General features: G+C 71.3%; 24 protein-coding genes. 10 read left to right on the top strand and 14 right to left on the bottom strand.

The window, feature by feature from the left end; all coding sequences use genetic code 11:
• Positions 1-38: 38 nt before the first annotated feature.
• Positions 39-1,145 (bottom strand): FAD-dependent monooxygenase, encoded by a 1,107-nt coding sequence (locus VAB18032_RS05760; protein ID WP_013731854.1) that lies wholly within the window; start codon positions 1,143-1,145, stop codon positions 39-41.
• 365 nt (positions 1,146-1,510) lie between these two features.
• Between VAB18032_RS05760 and VAB18032_RS05755 the strand changes: the two genes are divergently transcribed.
• Positions 1,511-2,632 (top strand): glycoside hydrolase family 12 protein, encoded by a 1,122-nt coding sequence (locus VAB18032_RS05755; protein WP_013731853.1) that lies wholly within the window; start codon positions 1,511-1,513, stop codon positions 2,630-2,632.
• Positions 2,633-2,677: 45 nt separating this feature from the next.
• Here VAB18032_RS05755 and VAB18032_RS05750 read toward each other — a convergent pair whose 3' ends face one another.
• Positions 2,678-3,466, bottom strand: a complete 789-nt coding sequence (locus VAB18032_RS05750) for an aldo/keto reductase (protein ID WP_013731852.1) — start codon at positions 3,464-3,466, stop codon at positions 2,678-2,680.
• 141 nt (positions 3,467-3,607) lie between these two features.
• Here VAB18032_RS05750 and VAB18032_RS05745 point away from each other — a divergent pair, with 141 nt between their 5' ends.
• Positions 3,608-4,654, top strand: coding sequence for a DNA polymerase ligase N-terminal domain-containing protein (locus VAB18032_RS05745; RefSeq protein ID WP_013731851.1), 1,047 nt, complete (start codon positions 3,608-3,610; stop codon positions 4,652-4,654).
• Between the two features lie 16 nt (positions 4,655-4,670).
• Positions 4,671-5,864, top strand: a complete 1,194-nt coding sequence (locus VAB18032_RS05740; RefSeq protein WP_013731850.1) for a threonine synthase — start codon at positions 4,671-4,673, stop codon at positions 5,862-5,864.
• A gap of 7 nt (positions 5,865-5,871) precedes the next feature.
• Here VAB18032_RS05740 and VAB18032_RS05735 read toward each other — a convergent pair whose 3' ends face one another.
• The 4 genes from VAB18032_RS05735 to VAB18032_RS05720 form a co-directional block, all read right to left on the bottom strand.
• Positions 5,872-7,665, bottom strand: coding sequence for a glycoside hydrolase family 15 protein (locus VAB18032_RS05735; protein WP_013731849.1), 1,794 nt, complete (start codon positions 7,663-7,665; stop codon positions 5,872-5,874).
• Positions 7,666-7,695: 30 nt separating this feature from the next.
• On the bottom strand, positions 7,696-8,085 hold the full coding sequence (locus VAB18032_RS05730; protein ID WP_013731848.1) for a cupin domain-containing protein: 390 nt from the start codon (positions 8,083-8,085) through the stop codon (positions 7,696-7,698).
• Between the two features lie 244 nt (positions 8,086-8,329).
• Positions 8,330-8,704 carry a hypothetical protein gene (locus VAB18032_RS05725; RefSeq protein ID WP_013731847.1) on the bottom strand — a complete coding sequence of 125 codons (375 nt, stop codon included), beginning with the start codon at positions 8,702-8,704 and terminating at the stop codon, positions 8,330-8,332.
• Positions 8,705-9,007: 303 nt separating this feature from the next.
• Positions 9,008-9,511, bottom strand: coding sequence for a septum formation initiator (locus VAB18032_RS05720; protein ID WP_013731846.1), 504 nt, complete (start codon positions 9,509-9,511; stop codon positions 9,008-9,010).
• Between the two features lie 103 nt (positions 9,512-9,614).
• Between VAB18032_RS05720 and VAB18032_RS05715 the strand changes: the two genes are divergently transcribed.
• The 3 genes from VAB18032_RS05715 to VAB18032_RS29935 all read left to right on the top strand — a co-directional run bounded on the left by VAB18032_RS05715 (position 9,615) and on the right by VAB18032_RS29935 (position 12,314).
• Positions 9,615-10,310 (top strand): response regulator transcription factor, encoded by a 696-nt coding sequence (locus VAB18032_RS05715; RefSeq protein WP_013731845.1) that lies wholly within the window; start codon positions 9,615-9,617, stop codon positions 10,308-10,310.
• Complete coding sequence (locus tag VAB18032_RS05710) at positions 10,307-11,581, top strand: sensor histidine kinase (protein ID WP_013731844.1); 1,275 nt, start codon at positions 10,307-10,309, stop codon at positions 11,579-11,581. The genes VAB18032_RS05715 and VAB18032_RS05710 overlap by 4 nt, the downstream gene beginning before the upstream one ends.
• A 205-nt stretch (positions 11,582-11,786) precedes the next feature.
• Positions 11,787-12,314, top strand: a complete 528-nt coding sequence (locus VAB18032_RS29935) for a PepSY domain-containing protein (protein WP_013731843.1) — start codon at positions 11,787-11,789, stop codon at positions 12,312-12,314.
• A gap of 144 nt (positions 12,315-12,458) precedes the next feature.
• On the opposite strand, the gene VAB18032_RS05700 is transcribed toward VAB18032_RS29935, so the two are convergent.
• On the bottom strand, positions 12,459-13,343 hold the full coding sequence (locus VAB18032_RS05700) for a sulfotransferase domain-containing protein (protein ID WP_013731842.1): 885 nt from the start codon (positions 13,341-13,343) through the stop codon (positions 12,459-12,461).
• Between the two features lie 115 nt (positions 13,344-13,458).
• Here VAB18032_RS05700 and VAB18032_RS05695 point away from each other — a divergent pair, with 115 nt between their 5' ends.
• Positions 13,459-14,517, top strand: a complete 1,059-nt coding sequence (locus tag VAB18032_RS05695; protein ID WP_013731841.1) for a beta family protein — start codon at positions 13,459-13,461, stop codon at positions 14,515-14,517.
• Between the two features lie 8 nt (positions 14,518-14,525).
• Here the strand turns inward: VAB18032_RS05695 and VAB18032_RS05690 are convergent, their stop codons facing one another.
• From VAB18032_RS05690 to VAB18032_RS05670, 5 genes are all read right to left on the bottom strand, one after another.
• The gene (locus VAB18032_RS05690) at positions 14,526-14,807 is read right to left on the bottom strand and encodes an adhesin (RefSeq protein WP_013731840.1); all 282 of its coding nucleotides are present in this window, start codon (positions 14,805-14,807) and stop codon (positions 14,526-14,528) included.
• A 300-nt stretch (positions 14,808-15,107) separates the two neighbouring features.
• Positions 15,108-15,422 carry a hypothetical protein gene (locus VAB18032_RS05685; RefSeq protein ID WP_013731839.1) on the bottom strand — a complete coding sequence of 105 codons (315 nt, stop codon included), beginning with the start codon at positions 15,420-15,422 and terminating at the stop codon, positions 15,108-15,110.
• Between the two features lie 99 nt (positions 15,423-15,521).
• Positions 15,522-15,959, bottom strand: a complete 438-nt coding sequence (locus VAB18032_RS05680) for a nitroreductase family deazaflavin-dependent oxidoreductase (RefSeq protein ID WP_013731838.1) — start codon at positions 15,957-15,959, stop codon at positions 15,522-15,524.
• Positions 15,960-16,034: 75 nt separating this feature from the next.
• Positions 16,035-16,895, bottom strand: coding sequence for a hypothetical protein (locus VAB18032_RS05675; RefSeq protein ID WP_013731837.1), 861 nt, complete (start codon positions 16,893-16,895; stop codon positions 16,035-16,037).
• A 118-nt stretch (positions 16,896-17,013) separates the two neighbouring features.
• Positions 17,014-17,610: a pentapeptide repeat-containing protein gene (locus tag VAB18032_RS05670; RefSeq protein ID WP_013731836.1), complete on the bottom strand. Its 597-nt coding sequence runs from the start codon at positions 17,608-17,610 to the stop codon at positions 17,014-17,016.
• Between the two features lie 70 nt (positions 17,611-17,680).
• On the opposite strand from VAB18032_RS05670, the gene VAB18032_RS05665 reads away from it, so the two are divergent.
• From VAB18032_RS05665 to VAB18032_RS05655, 3 genes are all read left to right on the top strand, one after another.
• On the top strand, positions 17,681-18,913 hold the full coding sequence (locus tag VAB18032_RS05665; RefSeq protein ID WP_013731835.1) for a serine hydrolase domain-containing protein: 1,233 nt from the start codon (positions 17,681-17,683) through the stop codon (positions 18,911-18,913).
• Positions 18,914-18,983: 70 nt separating this feature from the next.
• Positions 18,984-19,625 (top strand): NAD(P)-dependent oxidoreductase, encoded by a 642-nt coding sequence (locus VAB18032_RS05660; RefSeq protein ID WP_013731834.1) that lies wholly within the window; start codon positions 18,984-18,986, stop codon positions 19,623-19,625.
• A gap of 106 nt (positions 19,626-19,731) precedes the next feature.
• Positions 19,732-21,174, top strand: a complete 1,443-nt coding sequence (locus VAB18032_RS05655) for a M28 family peptidase (RefSeq protein WP_198408924.1) — start codon at positions 19,732-19,734, stop codon at positions 21,172-21,174.
• 84 nt (positions 21,175-21,258) lie between these two features.
• Here the strand turns inward: VAB18032_RS05655 and VAB18032_RS05650 are convergent, their stop codons facing one another.
• Both VAB18032_RS05650 and VAB18032_RS05645 read right to left on the bottom strand, forming a co-directional pair.
• Entirely contained in the window at positions 21,259-21,723 is a 465-nt protein-coding gene (locus VAB18032_RS05650) for a PPOX class F420-dependent oxidoreductase (RefSeq protein WP_043719790.1), read from the bottom strand.
• A 69-nt stretch (positions 21,724-21,792) separates the two neighbouring features.
• On the bottom strand, positions 21,793-22,422 hold the full coding sequence (locus VAB18032_RS05645) for a DUF6642 family protein (protein ID WP_013731830.1): 630 nt from the start codon (positions 22,420-22,422) through the stop codon (positions 21,793-21,795).
• Positions 22,423-22,475 lie beyond the last annotated feature (53 nt).

The raw sequence follows: 22,475 nt of genomic DNA, 5'->3' as shown, positions 1-22,475 counted from the left end.
GGCAGGTGGCAGCGCCGCGTGGGGTCACCGGGCGTGGATCACAGGGGGCCCAGTAGCAACCGATAGTGCTCGCCGAAGATGCGGTCGCCGCGTCCGCGCAGCAGCGGATCGCGCAGCGCGGGCGGCACGTCGCGGGTGCGGTTGCGGTCGCGGGTCCGGTCCCGCACCCATCGGGTACGCGGCCGGCGGCGACTCTCGTACGCGGTGAGCGCGGCCTCCACGCTGTTCGCGGCGTGCAGCGACTCGGCGAGCACCACCGCGTCCTCCAGCGCCATCGCCGCCCCCTGGGACAGGGTCGGTGCGGTGGCGTGGGCAGCATCACCCACCAGCAGCACCCGACCCCGGTACCAGCGCCCGAGTTCGACCTCGTCGGTGGTCGTGACGTGCACCTGGTCGAGTGCGTCGAGCACCTCCGGCACCGGCCCGCCGTAGTCACCGAACAGCTCCACCAGCCGAGCCCGGGGGTCCGCCGGCACCTCGGTGCCGGCCTCGTCGGCGTAGCAGTGCAGTCGGCCGGCGCCGATCGGCACCACGAGGAAGCCGCTGCGCTGCCCGAGCAGCGCAGTCCACTCGTCGACCGCCGGGCCGTCGCGCACGATGCTGCGGTACACCACCTGCCCGGCAGGTCGGGGCGGGCCGCCGAGGGCCGCCAGAGCGCGGATCGAGGACCGTGGCCCGTCCGCGCCGATCACCAGGTCGTACTCCGACCAGGTGCCGTCGACGAAGGTGACGCCGACGCTTGTGGGCAGCAGGTCGATGCTGCACACCTCGGCGCCGTGCCGGACCGCGCCGCCGGCTCCGCTGAGCAACACCCGGTGCAGGTCGCAGCGGGACAGTGCCCGGCACTCGCCGACCTCGGCCCACAGCGCGTCGAGATCAACCTCACAGAGCGGCAGCCCGGCCGCGTCGAGGAAGCGTTGCCGGTGGATGACCTGACCGAAGGGGCGGACCGGACCGTCGAGATCCAGCCGCTGCAGCGCCCGGGCGGCGTTGCCGGGAAGGTAGAGACCGCCGTCGTCGAGCTCGTTCGATGGCGCCTTGTCGGTGACATCCGGCCGGAAGCCGGCCAGGCGCAAGGCCCGGGCCACGGAGAGACCGGCGATGCCTGCGCCGACGACAAGGATGCGCAGGGGGGAGCCACGCATGGGGGTGTACGCCTCCCGGAGGGGGTTCGGAACGCGTCGGAGGCAAGACACTACTCGGCGCAATCGCCGCACACCAGAGGCAATCGGATTCAGCACCGGCGCCCACCGATGGGCCACGCCGCCCTTCAGACCCCTCCCGATCCGACCAAGGGGCAGCGGCGACGCACCGCTCGGGCGACGCCTGACACACCTCACTTTCCACCTCATTCTCCCTCGTCGGTTGCGCCAATTGGTCGAGGGATGTAAATGTGACGATGAAGATGGGAGCGCTCCCGGTCCCCACCACCCGTCCGCGTTCCCCCACCACTTCCGTCCGCACCTCCCGTCCCCGGCGTTTCTGCGACGCCGCAGCGCAAGGAGCACTCATGAGACGTACCCTGCGAGCCCTCGCGGCCGCCGGCCTGCTCGCCGCGAGTTCGGTCGTCGCCGTGGCTCTCGGCGGCACCGCCGCCGCCGACACGGTGATCTGCGAGCAGTACGGCAGCACCGTGATCCAGAACCGCTACGTGGTGCAGAACAACAAGTGGGGCACCACCGCCCAGCAGTGCATCAACGTCACCAGCAACGGCTTTGAGATCACCACCCAGAACGGCAGCAACCCGACAAACGGCGCCCCGACGGCGTACCCGTCGGTCTTCCTGGGCTGCCACTACACGAACTGCTCCCCCGGCACCAACCTGCCGATCCAGGTCAGCCAGATCAGCAGCGCGACAAGCAGCATCAACTACCGGTACGTGAGCAACGCCATCTACAACGCCTCGTACGACATCTGGCTGGACCCGTCGCCCAAGCGGGACGGGGTGAACCAGATGGAGATCATGATCTGGCTGAACCGGCAGGGCTCGATCCAGCCCATCGGCTCCCCGGTCGGCAACGCCAACATCGACGGGCGCAACTGGGAGGTCTGGCGGGGCAACAACGGCGGCAACAACGTCATCTCGTACGTGGCCCCGTCGGCGATCAGCAGCGCGAACCTCAACCTGCTGGCCTTCATCAACGACACCCGTAACCGCGGTGCGATCACCAACTCCTGGTACCTGACCAGCATCCAGGCCGGCTTCGAGCCGTGGCAGGGTGGCGCCGGGCTGGCGGTGACCAACTTCTCGGCCGCGGTCAACGGCGGCGGCAACAACCCGCCGCCCACCACCACGCCCCCGCCGTCGGGTTCGGGCGCCTGCGCGGTGAAGTACACGGCCAACTCGTGGAACAACGGTTTCACCGCCGACGTGCAGATCACCAACACCGGGTCGAGCACCATCAACGGCTGGACGCTGGCGTACTCGCTGCCGTCCGGTCAGCAGGTGACCAACTCCTGGAACGCCACGGTGAGCCAGAGCGGATCGTCGGTGACCGCCCGCAACGTCGGCCACAACGGCACGATCCCGCCCGGCGGTACGGCCAGCTTCGGCTACCAGGGCACCCTGAACGGGGCGTACGCCAACCCCACCAGCTTCACCCTGAACGGCACCGCCTGCTCGCGCTCCTGACCAGACCGGCCGGGGGCGCGGCGGTTGCCGCGCCCCCGGCACGGTTCAGACCGTGCCGAGGGCGTCGATGTCGCGCATCTCCTCGGCGGTCAGCGAGAAACCGAAGACGTCCGCGTTGGCCCGGATCCGCTCCGGGGTCACCGACTTCGGGATGGCCACGATCTCGTGGTCGAGGTGCCAACGCAGCACCACCTGGGCCGGCGAGACGTCGTGCGCCGCGGCGATCCGGACCAGCACCGGATCGGACAGGTCGCTGGTCTTGAACGGGCTGTATCCCTCCAGCACCACCCCACGGTCCCGGTGCTCGATGTGCCGCTGCCGGTCGTACAGGAACGGGCTCCACTTGATCTGGTTGACCGCCGGGTTCTCCTCGGTGGCCTGGATCAGCTCGTCGATCTGCCCGGTGCTGAAGTTGCTCACGCCCACCGCGCGGGCCAGCCCTTCGTCGCGCGCGGCAAGCATCTCCCGCCAGACCGGGATCAGCGCTCCCGGCTCACTCGGCGGCCAGTGCACCAGCCAGAGGTCGACGTGGTCGACGCCGAGGGCACGCAGACTCTCCTCGATGGTCCGCCGTTCCTGGCCGACGCGCTCGGGCGGCAGTTTGGTGGTGAGGAAGACGTCCTCTCGACGCAGCCCACTCTCCCGGACGGCCCGGCCGACCTCCTCCTCGTTGCCGTACATGGTGGCGGTGTCGATGTGCCGGTAGCCGGCGTCGAGCGCGGCGAGGACGGCCTTGAAGGCGGTTTCGCCTGTCGCCTGCCAGGTGCCGAAGCCGAGCAGGGGGATCCGGACGTCGCCGGGGAGAAGTGCGGTGGGCTGGTGAGCATGCTCCATACTGCCCGTTTTACCCCTGATTGTGCATACCTCGCGCGGGAACGGAGACGCCAGCCGGATCGCAGGCGGCAACCGGCACCCCATCGGGGTGGGGACGGGTCGAACCGGGCACGACCGGCCGGCGTGACGGAGAATGCGGGTGTGGCTGACCGGCTGGAGGAGTACCGGCGCAAGCGCGACGCGACGCGTACCCCGGAACCGGTTCCGGCGGAACGACGGCGCCGCCGCTCCGGCGGCGACCGGAGGCGGTTCGTGATCCAGCAGCACCACGCGCGCAGCCTGCACTGGGACCTTCGGCTGGAGCACGACGGGGTGCTCGCCTCCTGGGCGGTGCCGCGCGGCCTGCCCCGTGAACCCGGCCGCAACCACCTTGCCGTGCACACCGAGGACCACCCGATGGAGTACCTCGACTTCGCCGGTGAGATCCCGGCCGGCGAGTACGGCGGCGGACAGATGATCATTCACGACCGGGGCACCTACCACTGCGAGAAGTGGCAGGAGCGCGAGGTGGTCGTGGACCTGCGCGGCGATCGGACGGCCGGCCGGTACGTGCTGTTCGCCACCGGCGGCCGGGACGGCCGGGACTGGATGGTGCGGCGCACCGACCCGGCGCCGCCGGGCTGGACCTCCATGCCCGACCTGGTCGCGCCGATGCACACCACCTCCGCCACCCGGCTGCCGAACGACCCGGCGAACTGGGGGTACGAGCTGAGCTGGGACGGCGTCCGGGCGGTGGCGTACGTCTCGGGAGGCCGGTTGCGGCTGCTCTCCGCGACGGGTGAGGACATCACCGGCGAGTACTCCTGGCTGCGGCCGATGGCCGAGACACTGGCGCCCACCGAGGCCGTACTCGACGGTGTGCTGGTGCGCATCGACCGGGCCGGGCGGGTTCGGCCGGCCCGCGGCGGACGTGGCACCACCGACGCCCAGTACCTCCTGGTCGACCTGCTCTGGCTGGAAGGGTCGACCAGCACGGACCTGCCGTACCGGCAGCGCCGGGAGCTGCTCGAAGCGCTGGCCCTGACCGGCCCGCACTGGCAGACTCCGCCGTGGTTCCCCGGCAGCGGCGCCGAGGCCCGGCACACCGCCCGCGAACAGGGCCTGCCCGGGGTGATCGCGAAACGGTTGGACTCGGTCTACGAGCCGGGTCGGCGCAGCCGGGCGTGGCGTCGCATCGAGGCGAGCTGAGACGGCGAGGAGCATCGTGTACCTGACCCATCTCGAATGCCCGGGCTGCGGCCGGGAACACGACGCCGACGTACCGCAGAACCTGTGCGACTGCGGCTCGCCGCTGCTGGCCCGCTACGACCTGGCCACGGTCGCCGGGGTGCTGCAACCGGAGCGGTTCGGGTTGCGCCCGGCCACCCTGTGGCGTTACCGGGAGTTGCTGCCGGTGGCCGACCCCGCCCACGTCACCACCCTCGGCGAGGGGTGGACGCCGATGCTGCGCGCCCCGACGTACGGCGCCCGGATCGGCGTGGACGAACTGCTGGTCAAGGACGAGGGGCTGACCCCGACCGGCTCGTTCAAGGCACGCGGCGCGGCTGTGGGCGTCAGTCGCGCCCGCGAGCTGGGCATCCGTCGGATCGCCATGCCGACCAACGGCAACGCCGGTGCCGCCTGGGCCACCTACGCGGCCCGAGCCGGGCTGGACGCGATCATCGCCATGCCGGTGGACGCGCCGAGCATCTGCCGCCGCGAGTGCGTGGCCGCCGGCGCGGACCTGCGTCTGGTCGACGGGCTGATCGGCGACGCCGGGCGGCAGATCGCCGCGCTGGTCGCGGCCTCCGCCGGCACCATCTTCGACGCCGGCACGCTGCGCGAGCCGTACCGCCTCGAAGGCAAGAAGACGATGGGGTACGAGATCGTCGAACAGCTCGGCTGGCAGGTGCCCGACGTGATCATCTACCCGACCGGCGGTGGGGTGGGGCTGATCGGCATCCACAAGGCGCTCGGCGAGCTGCGCGAACTGGGCTGGATCGAGGACCGGCTGCCCCGCCTGGTGGCGGTGCAGTCCACCGGCTGCGCGCCGATCGTGCGGGCCTTCGCCGCCGGGGAGGACCGGGCCGATCCCTGGCCGGACGCGCACACCGTGGCGTTCGGCATCACGGTGCCCGCGCCGCTGGGCGATCAGCTGATCCTGGCCGCGCTGCGGGCGAGTGCCGGCACCGCGATCGCGGTCGACGACGCCGAGATCCTGGCCGACCTGCGGGACTTCGCCGCCCGGGAGGGCCTGCTGCTCTGCCCGGAGGGGGCTGCCTGCCTGACCGCTGCCCGCAAGCTACGGGCCGGCGGATGGATCCGGGCCGGGGAACGGGTGGTGGTGCTCAACACCGGAGCAGGCGTGAAGTACCCGGACACGGTGGACGTCTCCGACGTGCCGGTGCTGCCCAGCTGAGGGCAGCTCACTGCCCGCCCGACTCGGTCAACCGCCACGCGGCGTTGATCAGGCCGATGTGCGACAGCGCCTGAGGCGTGTTGCCCAGGTGCGCCCCGCTGTCCAGGTCGATCTGTTCGCTGAGCAGCCCAAGGTCGTTGGCGTGGCCGGTGATCTGCTCGAACAGCGACGCCGCCCGCTCCCGCTCACCGGCCATCGCCAGGCACTCCACCAGCCAGAACGAGCAGAGCAGGAAGCCGCCGGGTTCGTCCTGCCAGCGGCGGATCAGTCCACCGGGGCCGCCCAACTCCCGCTCCACGGCCGCGATGGTGGCCCGCATTCTCGGATCGTCGGCCGGCAGGAAACCCATCACCGGCAGGTACAGCGCCGAGGCGTCCAGTTCCGACGAGCCGAAGGCGCCGGTGTACGCCCCGCTGCGTTCGTCGAAGCCCTCACGCAGCACCGTGGCCCGGATCTCGTCCCGGATGGCCGCCCACCGCCGCACGTCGGCACGTTCCCCGAGGTGCGGGCCGAGTTGCACCGCCTTGTCCAGCGCCACCCAGCAGAGCACCTTGGACGACAGGAAGTGCCGCTCCTTCTCGCGCGGCTCCCAGATGCCCCGGTCCGGCAGCCGCCAGGTGGCCGCCACCTGCTCGGTCAGACCGAGCACCATCTCCAGCATCTCGTCGTCGAACTCGTCACCGAGGTAGTCACGCAGCAGCCACGCCGCCGAGACGATCTCGCCGGGCACGTCCGACTGCCGTTGCTGCCAGGCATCGTTGCCGACGCGTACCGGCGTGCTGCCCGCATAGCCGGCGAGGCGGGGACACTCGTGCTCGTAGACGTCGCGTTCGCCTTCCAATCCGAACAGCACCGGGATCGGCTCGGCACCGATGCGACCGATCGAACGGGTCGCCCAGGCGAACAGCCGCGACGACTCGGCCGGGCAGGCCGCCACCCACAGCGCGCGCAGTGTCATGGCGAAGTCCCGCAACCAGGCGAAGCGGTAGTCGTAGTTGCGGTCACCGCCGATCACCTCCGGCAGTGAGGTGGTCGCCGCCGCGGTGACCGCGCCGCTGCGGGCGTACGTCAGGCCGGTGAGCACCGTCGCACTGCGCCGAACCAGATCCTGGTAGCGGCCCTCGTACTGGTGGAGCTCGCGGAACGCCTGCCAGGCCTGCACGGTGTCGGTCACGGCGGCGACCGGGTCCAGTTCCGCCGGAGGATCGCCGTAGGCGGCGCCGTACGCCAGGTCGAATCCGAGCACCTGCCCCTCGGCGATCTCGAAGCTCTGTCGGACCCGGTCGTCATCGGCGCGCAGCCGCAGGCCGTGGCAGCGCAGCACCAGGTCGACCGGGCCGGCACCGGCCAGCACCGCACCGTCGGCCCGTTCCTTGAGGTACGGCGCGGTCAGGCTGTACTGCGGTCGCGGCCGGAACTCCACGGTCATCGGCACCCGACCGGACAGCCCTTCGACCACGCGCACCAGCACCGCCGGCGAGTTCATGCCGAGTTCGTGAGCCCGCGCCCCCGGTTCACCGGCCAGCGCGTCGGTGACCGCGACACTGCCCTCCGGGGTGCGGTGCACGGTGCGCAGGACCAGCGTGTCCGGCTGGTACGACCGGTGCACCCGGTGCCCGGCGGACCCGGCGGCGGCCGGTGCGAGCCGCCAGTGGCCGCCGCCGGGGTCGAGCAGTCGCGCGAAGACCGACGGGGAGTCGAACCGCTGCGGGCACCACCAGTCGACCGATCCGTCCCTGCTCACCAACGCACTCGAACGGAGGTCGGAGAGGAACCCGTAATCGGAGATCGGCGGCTGCATCCGGTCTGCGTACCCGGTCTCCGGGACGCCTCACGTCGGGGGTTCGTCGTCCCCGGCAGCCTCGGCCGCGTCGGCCTCCTCCTTGGTCCGGTGCACCGCCTGGTCGGCATGCTCCGGCGGACCGTAGACGGTGTAGAGCACCAGCGGGTTCGGGCCGGTGTTGACGAAGTTGTGTTTGGTGCCTGCTGGTACGACCACCAGGTCGCCCTGCACGACCTCACGCTTCTCGCCGGCGACCCGGGCTTCACCGGTGCCGCTGACGAAGGTGAGGATCTGGTCGATGCCCTCGTGGACCTCCTCGCCGATCTCACCACCGGCGGGGATAGTCATGATCACCAGCTGGGTGTTCTTCCCGGTCCACAGCACGCGGCGGAAATCCGGGCTCTTCTCGGCGACGGTCGCGATAGTGAAGTGCTCCATGCCTGGGCACATACCCCGTTACCGGCCCCGCCACGCCGGGACTGGCACATGGTGGAAATGACCACGGATCGAGGGTTTGCCACGCCATCGAACGGGGATCGACACCACGGCCGGCAAGCTCCGGCGATGCCAGGTCCCCGCTGACGTACCGCCGTCGGGCTGCGGTGGCGGGAGACGGCCGAGCGCGGCGACGTTTCGATCTCGGGTCGAACGGCGCCGCGCGCTCGTGCGTGCCTGCCGGGTTTCAGGAGAGTACGGCCAGGTGGAACGGCCGGTCGGCGGAAACGCCGGCGCTGTCGTGGGTGGTCACGAAGACCGCGTTCGGGATGCCGGTGCGGCCGGCGACGGTGATCTGTCCGGTCGGGGCGAGGCCGATGCTGCCGGACAGGCCGACCGTGCCGACGCAACTGGCCCCGGTCACATCCTGGTCGAACACCACCTGGTACATGCCGGTACCGAGGCGGTTGGCGGTGGCCGCTCCCAGCCCGCGAACCAGCACACCCTGGGCGTTGACGACCGCGAACAGCACCCGGGCGGTCAGTGGCATGCCCGCACCGGCGCAGGTGGTGTGTTCGGCATCAGCACGGTCCGTCGCGCCCTCCTTGGGCACGGGTTGCACCCATGACCTGCTTCTTGCTTTCGCGCTGGACATCAGACTCCTTTCCGGCCGGCCGCCGCCTTGGCGGGATGTGTGGTCTGAACGGAAACCAGTTGTTCCTCCCAGCCGTCCGGCCGGGAGGTTCACCGCTGAATAGAGGGTCAGGCGTGCCCCGACACGCCTCGCCTTTCCGGGCGACCAGGGACAATCGCACCGTTTCCGTCTCCGAAGGTATGTCGCTCCACCGGCCCGCAGCCACGCGAGGAGCTGTCCGATCAAGGACACCAAAACGACATGATCATGCCCTTGACCTGGGCGTGAGACCTAGTCGTCGGTTTCCAGGACCGGCACGCCGCCCTGGCAGCGCAGCGACAACTCGTGCTCTCCGCTCGGGCCGACGAACGTCACCTCGGCGTCGTCGTCGGGCCCCCGGTCGTAGTCGTCGACCCGGTAGCCCTGCCGCGGCGTCCAGGACACCAGGTACACGCCGCCCGGCACGCACTCGGCGACCACGCTGCCACCGGGGCTGGTGAAGCTGCGCCGGCTACCCGCCTCGACGCTCGGGCTCGCCGTGCCGGGCGCGCTCGTCGTACCGCTCGGGTTCGACGGCGTGCCGCTCGGGTTCGACGGGGCCGCGGTCGGGTTGGCGGACGGGACGACCGGCGGCGGCTCGGCCAGGGCGCGGGCAACTTCCTGTTGGCTGCGCACGCCGCCCGGCGTACCGGTGAGGCTCTCCCCCACCAGTTGGATCGCGGCGACCCCGATCAGCGTGGCGAGCACCGCGGTGGCCAGCCATCCGGCGGCGGCGAGAAAGGTACGACGGCCCATGACCCGACTATCCCCGATCACCGGTTCAGATGAGCTTCAGGCAACCCTAAGAGTGGGTTAACGCGACCCGCCGAGCGGCGTGGGCAGGGATACTCTGCCTGCTGTGGCCCGCCTGCTGCTGATCGAGGACGACCTGACCATCCGTACGCCACTGGTGCGGGCACTGCGTGAGCGGGGCCACGCCGTGGCGGCCGCGTCGACCGCGATGACCGGTCTGCGCGACGCCCTCGACGACCGACCGGACCTGGTCGTCCTCGACCTCGGCCTGCCCGACCTGGACGGCCGGGAACTGCTGCGGATGCTGCGCGCGGTCAGCGCGGTGCCGGTCATCGTGGCCACCGCCCGCGACGACGAACGGGAGATCGTCCGGGTCCTCGACGCGGGCGCCGACGACTACGTGGTCAAACCGTTCACCGCCGCCCAACTCGACGCACGGGTACGGGCGGTGTTGCGCCGTGGACCCGGCGGACCGGCCGACGAGGACCCGACCCTGGTCGTCGGGGGTCTGCGGATCGACCCCCGCTCCCGGCAGGTCAGCCTGGACGGCACGCCGATCGAGCTGACCCCCCGCGAGTTCGACCTGCTGCGGCACCTGGCCACCAAGGTCGGTGAGGTGGTGACCAAGCGGGAACTGCTGACCGAGGTGTGGCAGATCCCCTACGGCGGGGCGGACAAGACGGTCGACGTGCACCTGTCCTGGCTGCGCCGCAAGCTCGGTGAGAACGCCCAGCAGCCGCGCTACCTGCATACCGTACGTGGAGTCGGGGTGCGCCTGGTCGTCCCGGAGGTGGGCGGATGAGGGCCCGCCTGGCGCTGCTGGTCGCGGCGGTGAGCGTGCTCATCGTGATCGCCTTCCTGGTGCCGCTGGCGCTGCTGCTGCGTACCGCCGCCGAGGACCGGGCCACCGTACGCGCCACCGGGGACGCGCAGAGCCTCGCCACAGTGGTCGGCACCGCCGACCCGGACACCATCCGGCTGACCGTCGACCAGCTTGTCGCCGAGTCCGGCCGCCCGGTCAGCGTGTTCCTGCCCGACGGCACGGTGCTCGGTTCACCCGCCGCGCCCACCCCGGCGGTCGAGTTAGCCGCCCGGGGCCAGAGCCTCACCGCCGAGACGTCCGACGGCCGGGAGGTGGTGATCGCGGTGCAGGGCCGAGCGGACGGCACGGCGGTCATCCGCACGGTCGTGCCGTACGCCGAGATGACCGCCGGGGTGGGTCGGGCCTGGCTGGTGCTGGCCCTGCTCGGGGTGGTGCTGGTGCTGATCGGCCTGACCGTGGCCGACCGGTTGGCCCGGACCCTGGTCCGGCCGATCGGTGAGCTGTCGGCGGTGTCCCATCGGCTGGCGAACGCCGAGTTGGACGCGCGGGTGCAGCCGGCCGGGCCGGCGGAGCTACGCGAGGTGGGCGGCGCGCTCAACCATCTGGCCGGCCGGATCCAGGAGTTGCTGGTGCAGGAGCGCGAACAGGTGGCCGACCTGTCCCACCGGCTGCGAACCCCGCTGACCGCGCTGCGGCTGGAAGCGGAGTCGCTGCGCGACCCGCAGGACGCGGCCCGGATCACCGAGGCGGTCGACGGGCTGGAACGGGCCGTGACCGGGTTGATCCGGCAGGCCCGTTGGCGTACCCCGGCCGACGGTGCGGTCGCCACCGACGCCGTGGCGACGGTGGCCGAGCGGGTCGCCTTCTGGTCGGTACTCGCCGAGGACACCGGCCGCGCGGTCGACCTGAACCTGGCACCCGGTCCGCTGCCCGTCGGGGTCCCCGCCGACGAGTTGGCGGCGGCGGTCGACGCGCTGCTGGGCAACGTCTTCGCGCACACCCCGGACGGCACCGCCTTCGCGGTACGACTCGCCCCCACCGGCCACCACGTCGCGCTGACCGTCGCCGACGAAGGCCCCGGCATCGCCGCCGACTCCGTCCGCCGAGGTGCCAGCCAGGCCGGGTCGACCGGCCTCGGACTGGACATCGCCCGTCGGGCGGCCCAGGCCAGCGGCGGTCGCCTCGAACTGGGCGAACGCCCCGGCGGCGGCGCCGAGGTGACCCTCCTCCTCGGCTCCCCCAGACCCTGACCCCCCGCTCCGCGGGGCTGGTGCGTGATCGACTCCGTTTCGCCGAAACGGCGGTATCCCACTGCCTCGGATACCGCCGTTTCGGCGATATGGCGCGCGCAGACTCACCGACGGTGGCCCTTAACCCGGCCTTAGCGTTCGGACAGCGCGCGGCTATCCCGCCGGCACCGATCCTCTATGCAAGAACCGAGGAAGGGTGAAGACGATGAAGCGCAACCCCCTGATGTTGGCGTCGGTCGGCGGCGCGGCGGCGGTGCTCGCCGCGACTGGAGTGTTCCTGGGTGTCACCGCCGCCGACAGCGACCGGACCCAGCAGACGACGCTGACCGCCGCGACCAGCGCCCCGACGACCGCCGGGGTTCCGGACGACGACGCCAGCAGCGCCGCGCCCGCCCCGCCGAGCGACCCGACTGTCACCGGCACCCCGGTGGCGCCGCAGTCCCCGGCGACGCCGACCGAGGGCGCGACGTCGGGCAGCCAGGACGCGGTGAGCGCCGAGCGGGCCGGTGAACTCGCGCTGGCCAAGGCGGGCGGCGGTCGGATCACCGAGATCGACCGGGACCGGGAGGACGGCCGACCGGTCTGGGAGGTCGAGATCGTCAACGGCGACGTCGAACACGAGATCGAGATCGACCGGGAGACCGGTGCCGTGCTCAAGGCCGAGCAGGAGCCGGTCGACGACGATGACGATGACGACCGGGACGACGATGACGACGACCGGGACGACGACTGACCGGACCGTCTGATCGGGACCTCTGATCGGGACCTCTGAATCGCTGACGCCTCGGCACGGCACCCGCCGTGCCGGGGCGTCTTTCGGTCCGTCCCACCGGGCCGTGTCCCTGCCCCAGACGAATCCCTGCGGGCACCGACCCGGTCAGCGGCCTCGGTGCAGCCAGGTGAGGAGGTCGGGTGGGGCCAGCGCGGCGGCCCTCGCGTGGTAGCGGGCTCGGTCGGCCGCGCTGAGCAGGGCGCTGCCCTGGCCGGAGCGGCCGGTGCGGAAGAACGCCTGCCGGTCCTTCAACACGCCGGCCGGGTCCGGGGCGAGCCGGTCGGCGCGACTGCGCATCCGATCGAAGGTGGCGGCCTCCACCAGCTCCGGGCCGGGCGGTTCGAGGTCCAGCATCTCGGCGAGGCGACGCATCTGTCCGGCCAGGTCAGCGCGGAGGTCGTCGTAGTGGATGAGGTGGACGTTTCGCTGGTCGCGTCGTGCCCAGGCGTCGCGCAGGTGCCACAGGACGCCGGGCAGCGAGTCCAACTCCTCGCGCGGGTCGGGGTCCGCGTCGATCCAGCGTACGAGCGCCTCCTCGACCGACGGGCGGCGTCGGTCCGGGTCCGGTGACCCGGGGTGGCCGGTGAGTTCGGCCAGGCGGGCCCGATCGAGATTTCCGCTCTGGTGGTGCAGGGAGACGGCCATGTCCAGCGGATGGCGGGCCACCACGAGATAGTGCACCAGCGGGTCGGCCGGTACGCCGTCGAGTGGGGTGTGGGTCTTGATGAACCGGCGGTGGCGCTGGGCGGCCAGCCGCGCGTACACCTGATCTGCCGGCTCGACAAGCCAGTCCAGCCAGGGTGAGAGCGTGGTCAGCGGTGCCGGCAGATCGGGGGTACGCAACACCAGCAAGGCGCAGATCATCTGCATCCAGGTCGTACCGCTCTTGGATCGCGTACTGATCACGATGTCGCCGGGGCGCAGCGGGAAATCGCGCCAGCGGATGCTGTCCTCGTCGGCGCACCGGTAGCGGGTCAACGGATCGGGCACGCGGTGACGATAGTCCGGCAGCTGACACCGGTCCGGGTATTTTGCCGCCGTTTACCCTGTGAGCTGGGAAATTGGCTGGCTACATTGAATTATGATGCCCGCCCGCGGAGGCCGGGTGACAGAGCCGGTCTACCGTCCGGTGCTCGCCGCCCGGCGCGGTGAGTTGGAGGCACTCGGTCACCTCGACGGCGTCCACGTCCCGCTCGTCGCTCCGATTTTCCAATTGTCCACAACAGATGTGTCGACGGTGGACTCGCTCGGTCGACTACCGGCGGGGTTGCTGCCCGCCGTCGACGTCAGTGCCCTGCCCGACGGGGCCGAAGCCGAACTGGCCCGCTGGGGCGTACCGCTGATGCCGGTGATCTGCCTGACCGACGGTGAGCGACGGCTGGCGGCACACGGGATCACGGCCCGGGCGTACGCCGGGCGGGCCGTGGTGCGGCTCCGCATCGGCCAGGACCGGGCCGGCCCGCACGCCACAAACGCGGTCGTGGAACGGATCTGGCGGTACGCGCGCCTGGCCCCCGAGCAGTGCGATCTGCTGGTCGACTGCGGGGAGGTGGGCTGTCGGGCAGACGTACGGGCGGTCGAGCCCCGGGCCCGCCGGGCGCTGGAGTGGGCGCGTCGGCACGCCTGGTGCTCGGTGAGCGTGGTGGCCGGGGGCATGCCACCGGCCCTGTCCCGGCTGCCGACCGACGAGCCGGTGCGGTTGTGCCGCTGGGACTGGCTGCTCTGGCAGCGGTTGGCCGACCTCGACGTCGGCTTCGGCGACTACGGCGTGGCGTCGGCGGCACCCGACGTGGAGCCCTCCGCCGATCGGCTGCCGACGGTCCGCTACACCGGCGACGACGCCTGGTGGATCTACCGCTGGTCGCGGCGGGGTGGGCGGGGCGACCTGCGGGTGGCTGACCTGTGCCGGGCGCTGGTGTCGGCGCCGCACTGGCCGTCGGCCGGGGCGAACTTCTCCTGGGGCGACCACGAGATCTTCCGCCGGGCCCGACGGGTGGCCGGGGCCGGTTCGACGGCGAACTGGCTGGCCTGGAGCACCTCGCACCATCTCGCTCAAGTGCTGGCGGCGCTGCATCAGCCGGCCCGGGGCGGGGAGCCACGATCCGGCCCACCGCCACCGCGCAGCCGCGCACCGCGCGGCGGGCAGCCCCGCCGCGTCGGTTGAGCTGCGCTCTACTGCTTCTCGGTGAACCCGAACTGCACGATGCCCTCGTCGTCGACCGAGGCGTCGACGGAGGCGTCGCCGAGCAGGTCGGCGGCGTCGGAGTCGAGGAAGATCCGAGCGCCCTGCGTGTCGACCACCTGGTCGCCCTCGACGGGTTCGGCGACCAGCTCGACGGTGAGCGATCCGGCCTGGGTGTCGGCGGCGATGCGCACCCCGCCGCCCTCACTCACGTCCTGCTGGGCGGCGAGGTCACGGATCACCAGGACTGCGTTGTCGGTCATCGTGAGCATGGTGGGACTCCTCGTTGGCTTTCACTCGGCTCCGGCGCGAACGCGGGCTGTGTCGCCTCGCGGGCGGATCACATCACCACCCGCACGCCGGAGGTACGTCGGCGGCCGGGGCTGACCACTGCCGGCGCGGTCGCCGGACGGCGACCAGCCACCGTCGCATCGGGGCAGCTCAGGGCCCCTCCACTGCCCACGTTGCCCCTCTGAGGGACATCCGTCAAATAGGCAGCCGCCGATAGATTTGCCGAGTTTGAACCCGCCGAGAACGGGTACCACAACGGGTTCGGTTCAGGCCTGGAGTGTTCAGGCCGGAGTCGAGGGTGGCAGCGGGGCAGCGGGGTCGCCGCGCTCGATCAGCGCGGCGATGTCGGCGTCGTGCAGGCCGCGCAGCGCCAGCACCCGGGTACCCCACCGGTGCAGGCGGCACGGGTGCGGGCTCGCGTCGTTGCGGCAGACCGTCCCCCCGGACCATCTCCTGGGCGCGTGCACCACGACGGCCCGTACGGCGAACTGTGCATCCTCGGCGGTCACGTACGGCGGCAGCGGGATCTCCCGCATGGCCGCTCCGGCCGGCTCGCCGGTAGGCGCGGTCGGACGGAGGGTACTGCTGCTTGGCATCGGCCAAACCTCCACTCAGGACGGTGTAACCCGGACAGCAGCACGGTACGAGCCGTTCACCGCGCCGCGACGGACAAACTGTCCCGGTAGCCGATCAACTCAGACGCGCTCCAGCACCACCACCGGGATGTCCCGTTCCGTCTTCGCCTGGTAGTCGTCGTACGCGGGCCAGATGTCGGTCATCATCGGCCAGAGCCGGGCCTTCTCCTCCGGCGTGGCGGTCCGCGCCCGCGCGGTGAACCGGTCCGCGCCCACCTGCACCTGGGCGGTCGGGTCGGCTTCGAGGTTGAGATACCACGCCGGGTGCCGGGGGTCTCCGCCCTGGGAAGCGACGATCACGTACGCCTCACCGTCGCGCCCGTAGATCAACGCGGTACGGCGCAGCTTCCCGCTGCGTCGGCCCCGCGTGGTCAGCAGCAGCGTGAAGACACCCGGTCGCCACTCGTGCCCCTTGTCGCCGTCGGTGGCGACGTACCGGTTGATGTGCTCGGCAACCCAGCCCGACGGGCTGTCCAGCACCTGCTCACTCGTGCTCATCGGTCCCCCTGGATGATTGTCGTCATCCCGCACACGCTACTGGGGATTCGACACGTCGACCGCCGGACCCGGCGATCACCGCAATGCCATCGCCTGGAGCCCGACGTTGCCGCAGTGCGGAGTGAAGGTCTCCTCCACCGTCCACGTGAACACCAGACGGGTCCCCTTCGGTGCCTGGAACCGGACCGTGACCTGGGTGGACGCGCTGGTGTGCCGCTCCTCCAGTCGCACCGTCCGACTCGGCCCGCCACCGGACATCCGCACATCCAGCCGACCCCGGGCCATCCACACCCCGAGATAGGCGGTGACGGTACGCGGCTGCCCGTCGGCGACGACTGCCAACTCGAAGCCGTTGCCCCGGCCGCAGACGTAGACCCCGTCGGGTGTGGGGTCGGCGGATCTCACCGGCGCGCCGTCGCGCCACCGGAACAGTTCCTGATTGCCGTCCCAGCCGCTGCGGTCACCCTTGCCGCCCAGATCACGGAGCTCGCCGGAACCGTCGCGCTTGCGCACCGCGACGTCGGCACCGCCCCGGCCCCAGTGCAGCCAGTCGCGCCGGCCCGAGGAGGTCAGGTCCACCGTCTCGGGGATGTCGGCCCGGCTCATCGCCAGGGTCATCGGCGCGGCCACCGGGGTCGGGCTGTCGCTCGGACTCGGGCTCGGGCTCGGTGACCGTTCGCGGGGTTGCAGCCCGGGCACCGCCATGGCGGTGGGCACCGGGCTGGGCAGGGTCGGTCGACCGACCACCGCAGGCAGGCCGTCAGGCTCCGCCGGATCCTCCACGGCAGGCTCCGACCACCTGTCGACGAACGCGACCAGGGCCAGCAGCCCGGCGAAGGCGGCGAGGGCCTCCACCGCGTACCGACGCCGTCGGCGGGCCCGCGCGATCCGGCGAGCGACCCGGGTGGCACCGTCCGGCCTGGGTTCCTCGGCCACCGACTCTCCACTTCTGCCGGACCGGAATCCCACCGGCATCCGCGACCCGGATGCGGGGCCGACTCACGTAGACATTACGGACACCTTTCGCGCGAGTCGATAGGAAGCGCCCGATACGTCAGGCCCGGACGTCGAACCCGAGCGCCTGCGCCAGCGCCATGGCCTGCCCGACATCCACAATGGTGCCGGTGCGCTGCACGGCGGTCGGGTCGAGCCCGGTCAGGTCGCTGCCGCGAAGGTCCGCCCGGGTCAACCGGGTGCCGCGCCACTGCGCGTCGGACAGGTCACTGCCACTGACCGTCGCCCCGGTCAGGTCGGCACCGGCCAGATCCGTCTCGCGCATCCGGACGCCTGTGAAACGGGCGCCGCGCAGGTCGGCCCCGGCGAGCGTGACGAAGGACCAGTCGCCGCCGGTCACGGTCAGCGGACGCAGGTCGCAGCGGTCGAAGGTGCTGCCGATGAACTTGCAGCCGGTGAACTCGGCCTCGAACAGGTTGCACCGGATGAACGTGCAGCGGGTGAAGGCCGAGTCGGTGTGCCGGGACACGTTGAACCGCACGTCGCCGAAGGTGCAGCCGACGAAGGAGGCACCCCGGCTGGTCGCCTCGGTCAGGTCGACCCGGTGGAAGTCGCAGTGGACGTAGTGTCGGTCGCCCAGTTCCTCGGCGTACCAGTCCTCGTCGTGAAAGGTGACACCCTCGATCGGCTCCGGCATTCCCGCAGGTTAACCACACCCACCGACAGACACCTTCCCGACGCGAGGACCGGTCGGTAGGTTCGACCGGGTGAGTATCGCGCGCAGCATCGACCCGGCACAGGTCGGCTTCGACCCGGCACGGTTGGCCCGGATCGACGAACACTTCGGCAGGTACGTCGACGACGGCCGGTTGGCAGGTTGGCAGGTGGTCGTCACCCGCCGCGGCGAGGTCGCGCACTGCTCGACGTACGGGCTGCGCGACCGGGAGTCCGGCGCGGCGGTGCAGGCCGACACCCTGTGGCGGATCTACTCGATGACCAAGCCGATCACCTCGGTGGCCGCGATGATCCTCTGGGAGGAGGGTCGGTTCGAGCTGACCGACGAGATCGGGCGCTGGCTGCCCGAGTTCGCCGACATGCGGGTCTACTCGAAGGGGTCGACGCTCAAGCCGTACACCGTTGCGGCGATCGAACCGATCCGGGTCTGGCACCTGCTCACCCACACCGCCGGCCTGACGTACGGCTTCATGCAGACCTCGGTGGTCGACGGCCTGTACCGCGCCGCCGGCTACGACCTGTACCCACCGTCGGACGTCGACCTGGCCGGGGCCTGCCGGGCCTTCGGTGAGCTGCCGTTGCTGTTCCAGCCCGGCACCGCCTGGGGTTACTCGGTCGCCACCGACGTGCTGGGCCGGTTGATCGAGGTGGTCTCCGGGCAGAGCCTGGACTCCTTCCTCACCGAGCGCATCCTGCGCCCGCTGGGCATGGAGGACACCCGGTGGTACGTCGACGGTGCCGACGCGGCCCGCCTCGCCGCGCTGTACGCCGCGGATCCGAAGACCGGCCGGGCGGTACGCCACGACGCGCTCGGCGCGCTGGCGTACGAGAAGCCTGCGCTGCTCTCCGGCGGTGGTGGCCTGATCTCGTCGGCCGCCGACTACCACCGTTTCACCCAGTTGCTGCTGCGCGGTGGCGAGCTGGACGGCGCCCGGCTGCTCGCGCCCCGCACGGTGCGTTTCATGACCCGCAACCACCTGCCCGGCGGCCGGGATCTGGGCACCCTGTCCACCGGCGGGTTCGCCGAGACGACCCTGGACGGGATCGGCTTCGGTCTCGGCTTCGCGGTGGTGGAGGACCCGATCCCCAGCCGGGTGCCGAGCAGCGTCGGTGAGTACTACTGGGGCGGCGTGGCCAGCACGGCGTTCTGGGTCGACCCGGTGGAGCAGATCACCGCCATGTTCTTCACCCAGCTGATGCCGTCGAGCACCTGGCCGATCCGTCCCCAGCTGCGGCAACTGGTCTACTCGGCGCTGGTGGGCTGAGCAGCCACCCGGGTCAGCGGGATCGGGCGTTCCGCCGACGGTGACCCGGCCCGCTCCCTAGCCTGGGATCGTGAGCGACATCGTCGTGTTCGGGGCGGGTGGCACCGCGGGTTCGCGGATCGTCACCGAGGCGTTCAACCGGGGTCACCGGGTGGTGGCCGCGGTACGCCGGCCGGAGGCCACCACCTACCTGCCGGCCGGGGTGCGGGTGGTCACCGGCGACGCCACAAGCGAACGCAGCGTACGGGAGTTGGCGCCGGCAGCGGACGCGCTCGTGGTGGCGATCGGCGGCGGCGACCGTACGCTCTGGCCGGACGCCGCCCGCGCCCTGATCGCCGGGCTGCGGCAGATGCCGGCTGCGCCCCGGATCATCCACGTTGGCGGCGGGGCGACCCTGCTGTCCCCGTCGGGACGCCGGCTGCTGGACGAGCCCGACTTCCCCGCCCAGTACCGTGACTCGGCGCTCGGCCAGGCGGAGGCGCTGGACGTCTACCGCTCAGATGCCGACGGCGTGAGCTGGACGTACGTCTCACCACCGCCGCTGGAGTTCCATCCGGGTGAACGTACCGGGCGATATCGGATCGGAACCGACCACCCGGTTACCGACACTTCCGGACGATGCGCACTCAGCTATGAGGATCTCGCTGTCGCCGTCATTGACGAAATCGAAAATTCGCAATTCCCGAATTCTCGTTTCACCGTCGCCTACTGACCCCTGATCTTGAGTAGCGGCAGCTCGCGGGTTAGATTCAAGCCTCCTTGACCCGGGCCGCAAACCCCCTGCGCCCGGTTCTGACCTCAATTCAGGAGGCGCAGTCTTGTCTTCATTCGACGACACCGTGACACCCTCGCACGAATCGTCCACCTCCATCGGGTCCGGGTTCCTCAATCGTCGCCGGGTGCTGACCGTCGCCCTCGGTGGTGCCGCCACCGTGGCGCTGCCCGTGCCGGCCTGGGCCGCCAACGGCCAGCGCCCCGGCTCGCACCAGGCCCCGAAGCTCACCTCGGACGACCGGAAGGTCATCGCGCAGATCTCCTCGCGCCGGGCCCTGGAGCACCTGGTCCAGCTGTCGGAGAACATCGGGCCGCGCATCGGTGGCACCGAGTCCGAGCGGCGCGCCGCCGACTACATCGCCGCTCACTTCGACAAGCTGGGCTACGACACCACCCTGCAGCCGTTCACGGTGGCCGACAAGTTCACCGGCCAGCTCAGCTCGCCGGCGGGCCTGCCGACCGACCTGAACTGGCAGACCGGGGCGAGCGCCCACGCGGCCCTGAACACCAGCGTCACCGGTGCCGTGGTTGACGTCCGCGCGGGCGCGGCCAGCGACTACCCGGCCGACGTACGCGGCAAGATCGTGCTTGTGGACTACGTCGCCAACCGGCGGGAGCAGGTCGTCGCGACCGCCGTCGCGGCCGGTGCCGCCGGCGTGATCCTTCTCGCCGCCGACGCTGCGGCGCCGCGTCTGGCCGGGACCTTCTCGCCCACCCTGCCCGGCTCGGCCAACAACCCGGTGCCGATCCCGGTGCTCGGCGTTGCGCAGTCCCAGAAGAACCGGCTGCGTGAGCTGCTGGCCGCCGGTCCGCTCACCCTCACCGTCGCCACCACCGCGCACCGCAACCTGACCTCGAACAACGTGCTGGCCGAGCGCGTCGGACGGTCGGGGGCGAACGGCCCGATCGTCATGATCAGCGCCCACTACGACACCGTCATCGGTGCCCCGGGTGCCAACGACGACGGTTCCGGCACCGCGCTCTGCATGGAGCTGGGTCGGGTGCTGAAGGCGATCCCGACCAACGCCACCATCCGGTTCGGCCTGTGGGGCTCGGAGGAGCAGGGCCTGATCGGCTCGCGCTACTACGTCCGCCAGATGCCGCAGGCCGAGCGGGACCGGATCCTCGCCGTCTACCAGAACGACATGGTCGCCACCAGCTGGGACCCGGCCACGAGGTACTGGCTGCTCTCCTTCGACGGCCAGGACAACCGGGCCACCGCCGAGGTCGCCGCCTCGGCCCGCCGCCTCGGCTACGAGCCGCAGATCTCCCCGGTGACCCAGCGTGGTTCCAGCGACCACCAGTCGTTCCAGGAGGTCGGCATCGCCAGCGCCAACTTCTCCTGGCGTGGCGAGGAGTCGCCGGCGCTGCTGGAGCCTCCGTACCACACCCCGGAGGACACCATCGCCAAGAACATCAGCCTGGAGCGGCTCCAGGTGTCGATGGAGCTGATCGGCACCGCCGCGTACGCGACCGCGCGGGCCTGATCTGTTCGTGAGCGGGGGTGCGGCCGGTCGGCCGCGCCCCCGTTTCGCGTCTGCCGCGAGGCACCGGCCGCGGGGACGCCGTCCTCAGTCGGCCAGCCGTGCCGGGAACCCGCCGGTGGCCACCGGCCCCCACGAGGTGATGGTGACCCGGATCAGCGACTTGCCCTGCCGGATCATGGCCTGCCGGTACTCGTCCCAGTCGGGGTGCTCGCCGGAGATGCTGCGGAAGTACTCCACAAGCGGTTCGAGGGCATCCGGCAGGTCGAGCACCTCGGCGGTGCCGTCGACCTGCACCCAGGGGCCGTTCCAGTCGTCGGACAGCACGCACGCCGACACCCGCGGGTCACGACGGATGTTGGCGACCTTGGCGCGTTCCGGATAGGTGGAGATGACCAGGCGGCCGGCGTCGTCCACCCCGGCGGCGACCGGTGAGGACTGTGGTCGGCCGTCGGCGCGGGTGGTCATCAGCAGCACCCGGTGCCGGGGGCGGAGAAACTCGACGAGACCGTCCCGGTCGACCCGGGTGTTGCGTGCGATCATGCGTGCCATCGCTCGTTTCTACCAGCCTGTGCCGGCGGACCAGCGGTACGGCGTGCGCAGCGCGGTCGCGTGCCGGGGTCAGCCGGCCCGGCCGGCCGTCGACTGGCTGGGCACCCTCGGTCGCACCGAGGGCCGCCAGGCCCGGCCGTTGGCGTAGATGATCCGGAAGCCGAGGTACGACGCCAACGGTGCCCAGTGCGCCGACCCCATCCGCAGCTCGGCGGCGTTGTGCCGCTGACCGTTGGCGAGGACGTCGAGCAGGACGGTCTCGAACGCGGCGGACTCGACCCAGTCCACCTCGCGGGTGAAGCCGCAGATCAAGGCCGCACCGGTGACGGCGAGGAACTCGCGCAGCGCCGACTCGGGGGCGCGCAGCACCGAGCAGCTGCCGAAGTAGAGCCGCCGTCCCTCGCAGCGCCCGGCCATCCGCTCGGCCACCTCGGTGAGTTCGACGGAGTGCCAGTCGGTCAGGCAGAGCCGGTTCGGCTCGCCGTGCATGGCGAAGAAGCCCAACCGGTGGTCGGCGTACTGCTTGAGCAGCCAGCGGTCGACGAAGTAGAACAACTCGTCGCGGGTGGCGGCGTCCTTGTGAATGAAGCGGATCTTGCCGAGCCGTTCGAGCAGTTCGAGGGTGGGCAGCACCGAGCCACGTTCGTTGAGATCCCGGTGCCACTGACCCTCGACACAGAAGATGCCACCGCGCGCCACGCCGCCTCCCCGTCGTAACCCGCGCTGACGTTACCGGGATCACTGCGGTCAGG

Source organism: Micromonospora maris AB-18-032 (assembly GCF_000204155.1).
Lineage (GTDB): Bacteria > Actinomycetota > Actinomycetes > Mycobacteriales > Micromonosporaceae > Micromonospora > Micromonospora gifhornensis.
The sequence above is the reverse complement of the archived record's forward strand: the minus strand, read 5'-3'. Positions and strand labels throughout refer to the sequence as shown.

What these genes read in the sequence shown, in the direction of transcription:
- VAB18032_RS05760 (WP_013731854.1), bottom strand. Translation starts at nt 1,145, where the DNA reads ATGCGTGGCTCCCCCCTGCGCATCCTTGTCGTCGGCGCAGGCATCGCC.
- VAB18032_RS05755 (WP_013731853.1), top strand. Translation starts at nt 1,511, where the DNA reads ATGAGACGTACCCTGCGAGCCCTCGCGGCCGCCGGCCTGCTCGCCGCG.
- VAB18032_RS05750 (WP_013731852.1), bottom strand. Translation starts at nt 3,466, where the DNA reads ATGGAGCATGCTCACCAGCCCACCGCACTTCTCCCCGGCGACGTCCGG.
- VAB18032_RS05735 (WP_013731849.1), bottom strand. Translation starts at nt 7,665, where the DNA reads ATGCAGCCGCCGATCTCCGATTACGGGTTCCTCTCCGACCTCCGTTCG.
- VAB18032_RS05730 (WP_013731848.1), bottom strand. Translation starts at nt 8,085, where the DNA reads ATGGAGCACTTCACTATCGCGACCGTCGCCGAGAAGAGCCCGGATTTC.
- VAB18032_RS05720 (WP_013731846.1), bottom strand. Translation starts at nt 9,511, where the DNA reads ATGGGCCGTCGTACCTTTCTCGCCGCCGCCGGATGGCTGGCCACCGCG.
- VAB18032_RS05710 (WP_013731844.1), top strand. Translation starts at nt 10,307, where the DNA reads ATGAGGGCCCGCCTGGCGCTGCTGGTCGCGGCGGTGAGCGTGCTCATC.
- VAB18032_RS29935 (WP_013731843.1), top strand. Translation starts at nt 11,787, where the DNA reads ATGAAGCGCAACCCCCTGATGTTGGCGTCGGTCGGCGGCGCGGCGGCG.
- VAB18032_RS05690 (WP_013731840.1), bottom strand. Translation starts at nt 14,807, where the DNA reads ATGCTCACGATGACCGACAACGCAGTCCTGGTGATCCGTGACCTCGCC.
- VAB18032_RS05685 (WP_013731839.1), bottom strand. Translation starts at nt 15,422, where the DNA reads ATGCCAAGCAGCAGTACCCTCCGTCCGACCGCGCCTACCGGCGAGCCG.
- VAB18032_RS05680 (WP_013731838.1), bottom strand. Translation starts at nt 15,959, where the DNA reads ATGAGCACGAGTGAGCAGGTGCTGGACAGCCCGTCGGGCTGGGTTGCC.
- VAB18032_RS05670 (WP_013731836.1), bottom strand. Translation starts at nt 17,610, where the DNA reads ATGCCGGAGCCGATCGAGGGTGTCACCTTTCACGACGAGGACTGGTAC.
- VAB18032_RS05650 (WP_043719790.1), bottom strand. Translation starts at nt 21,723, where the DNA reads ATGGCACGCATGATCGCACGCAACACCCGGGTCGACCGGGACGGTCTC.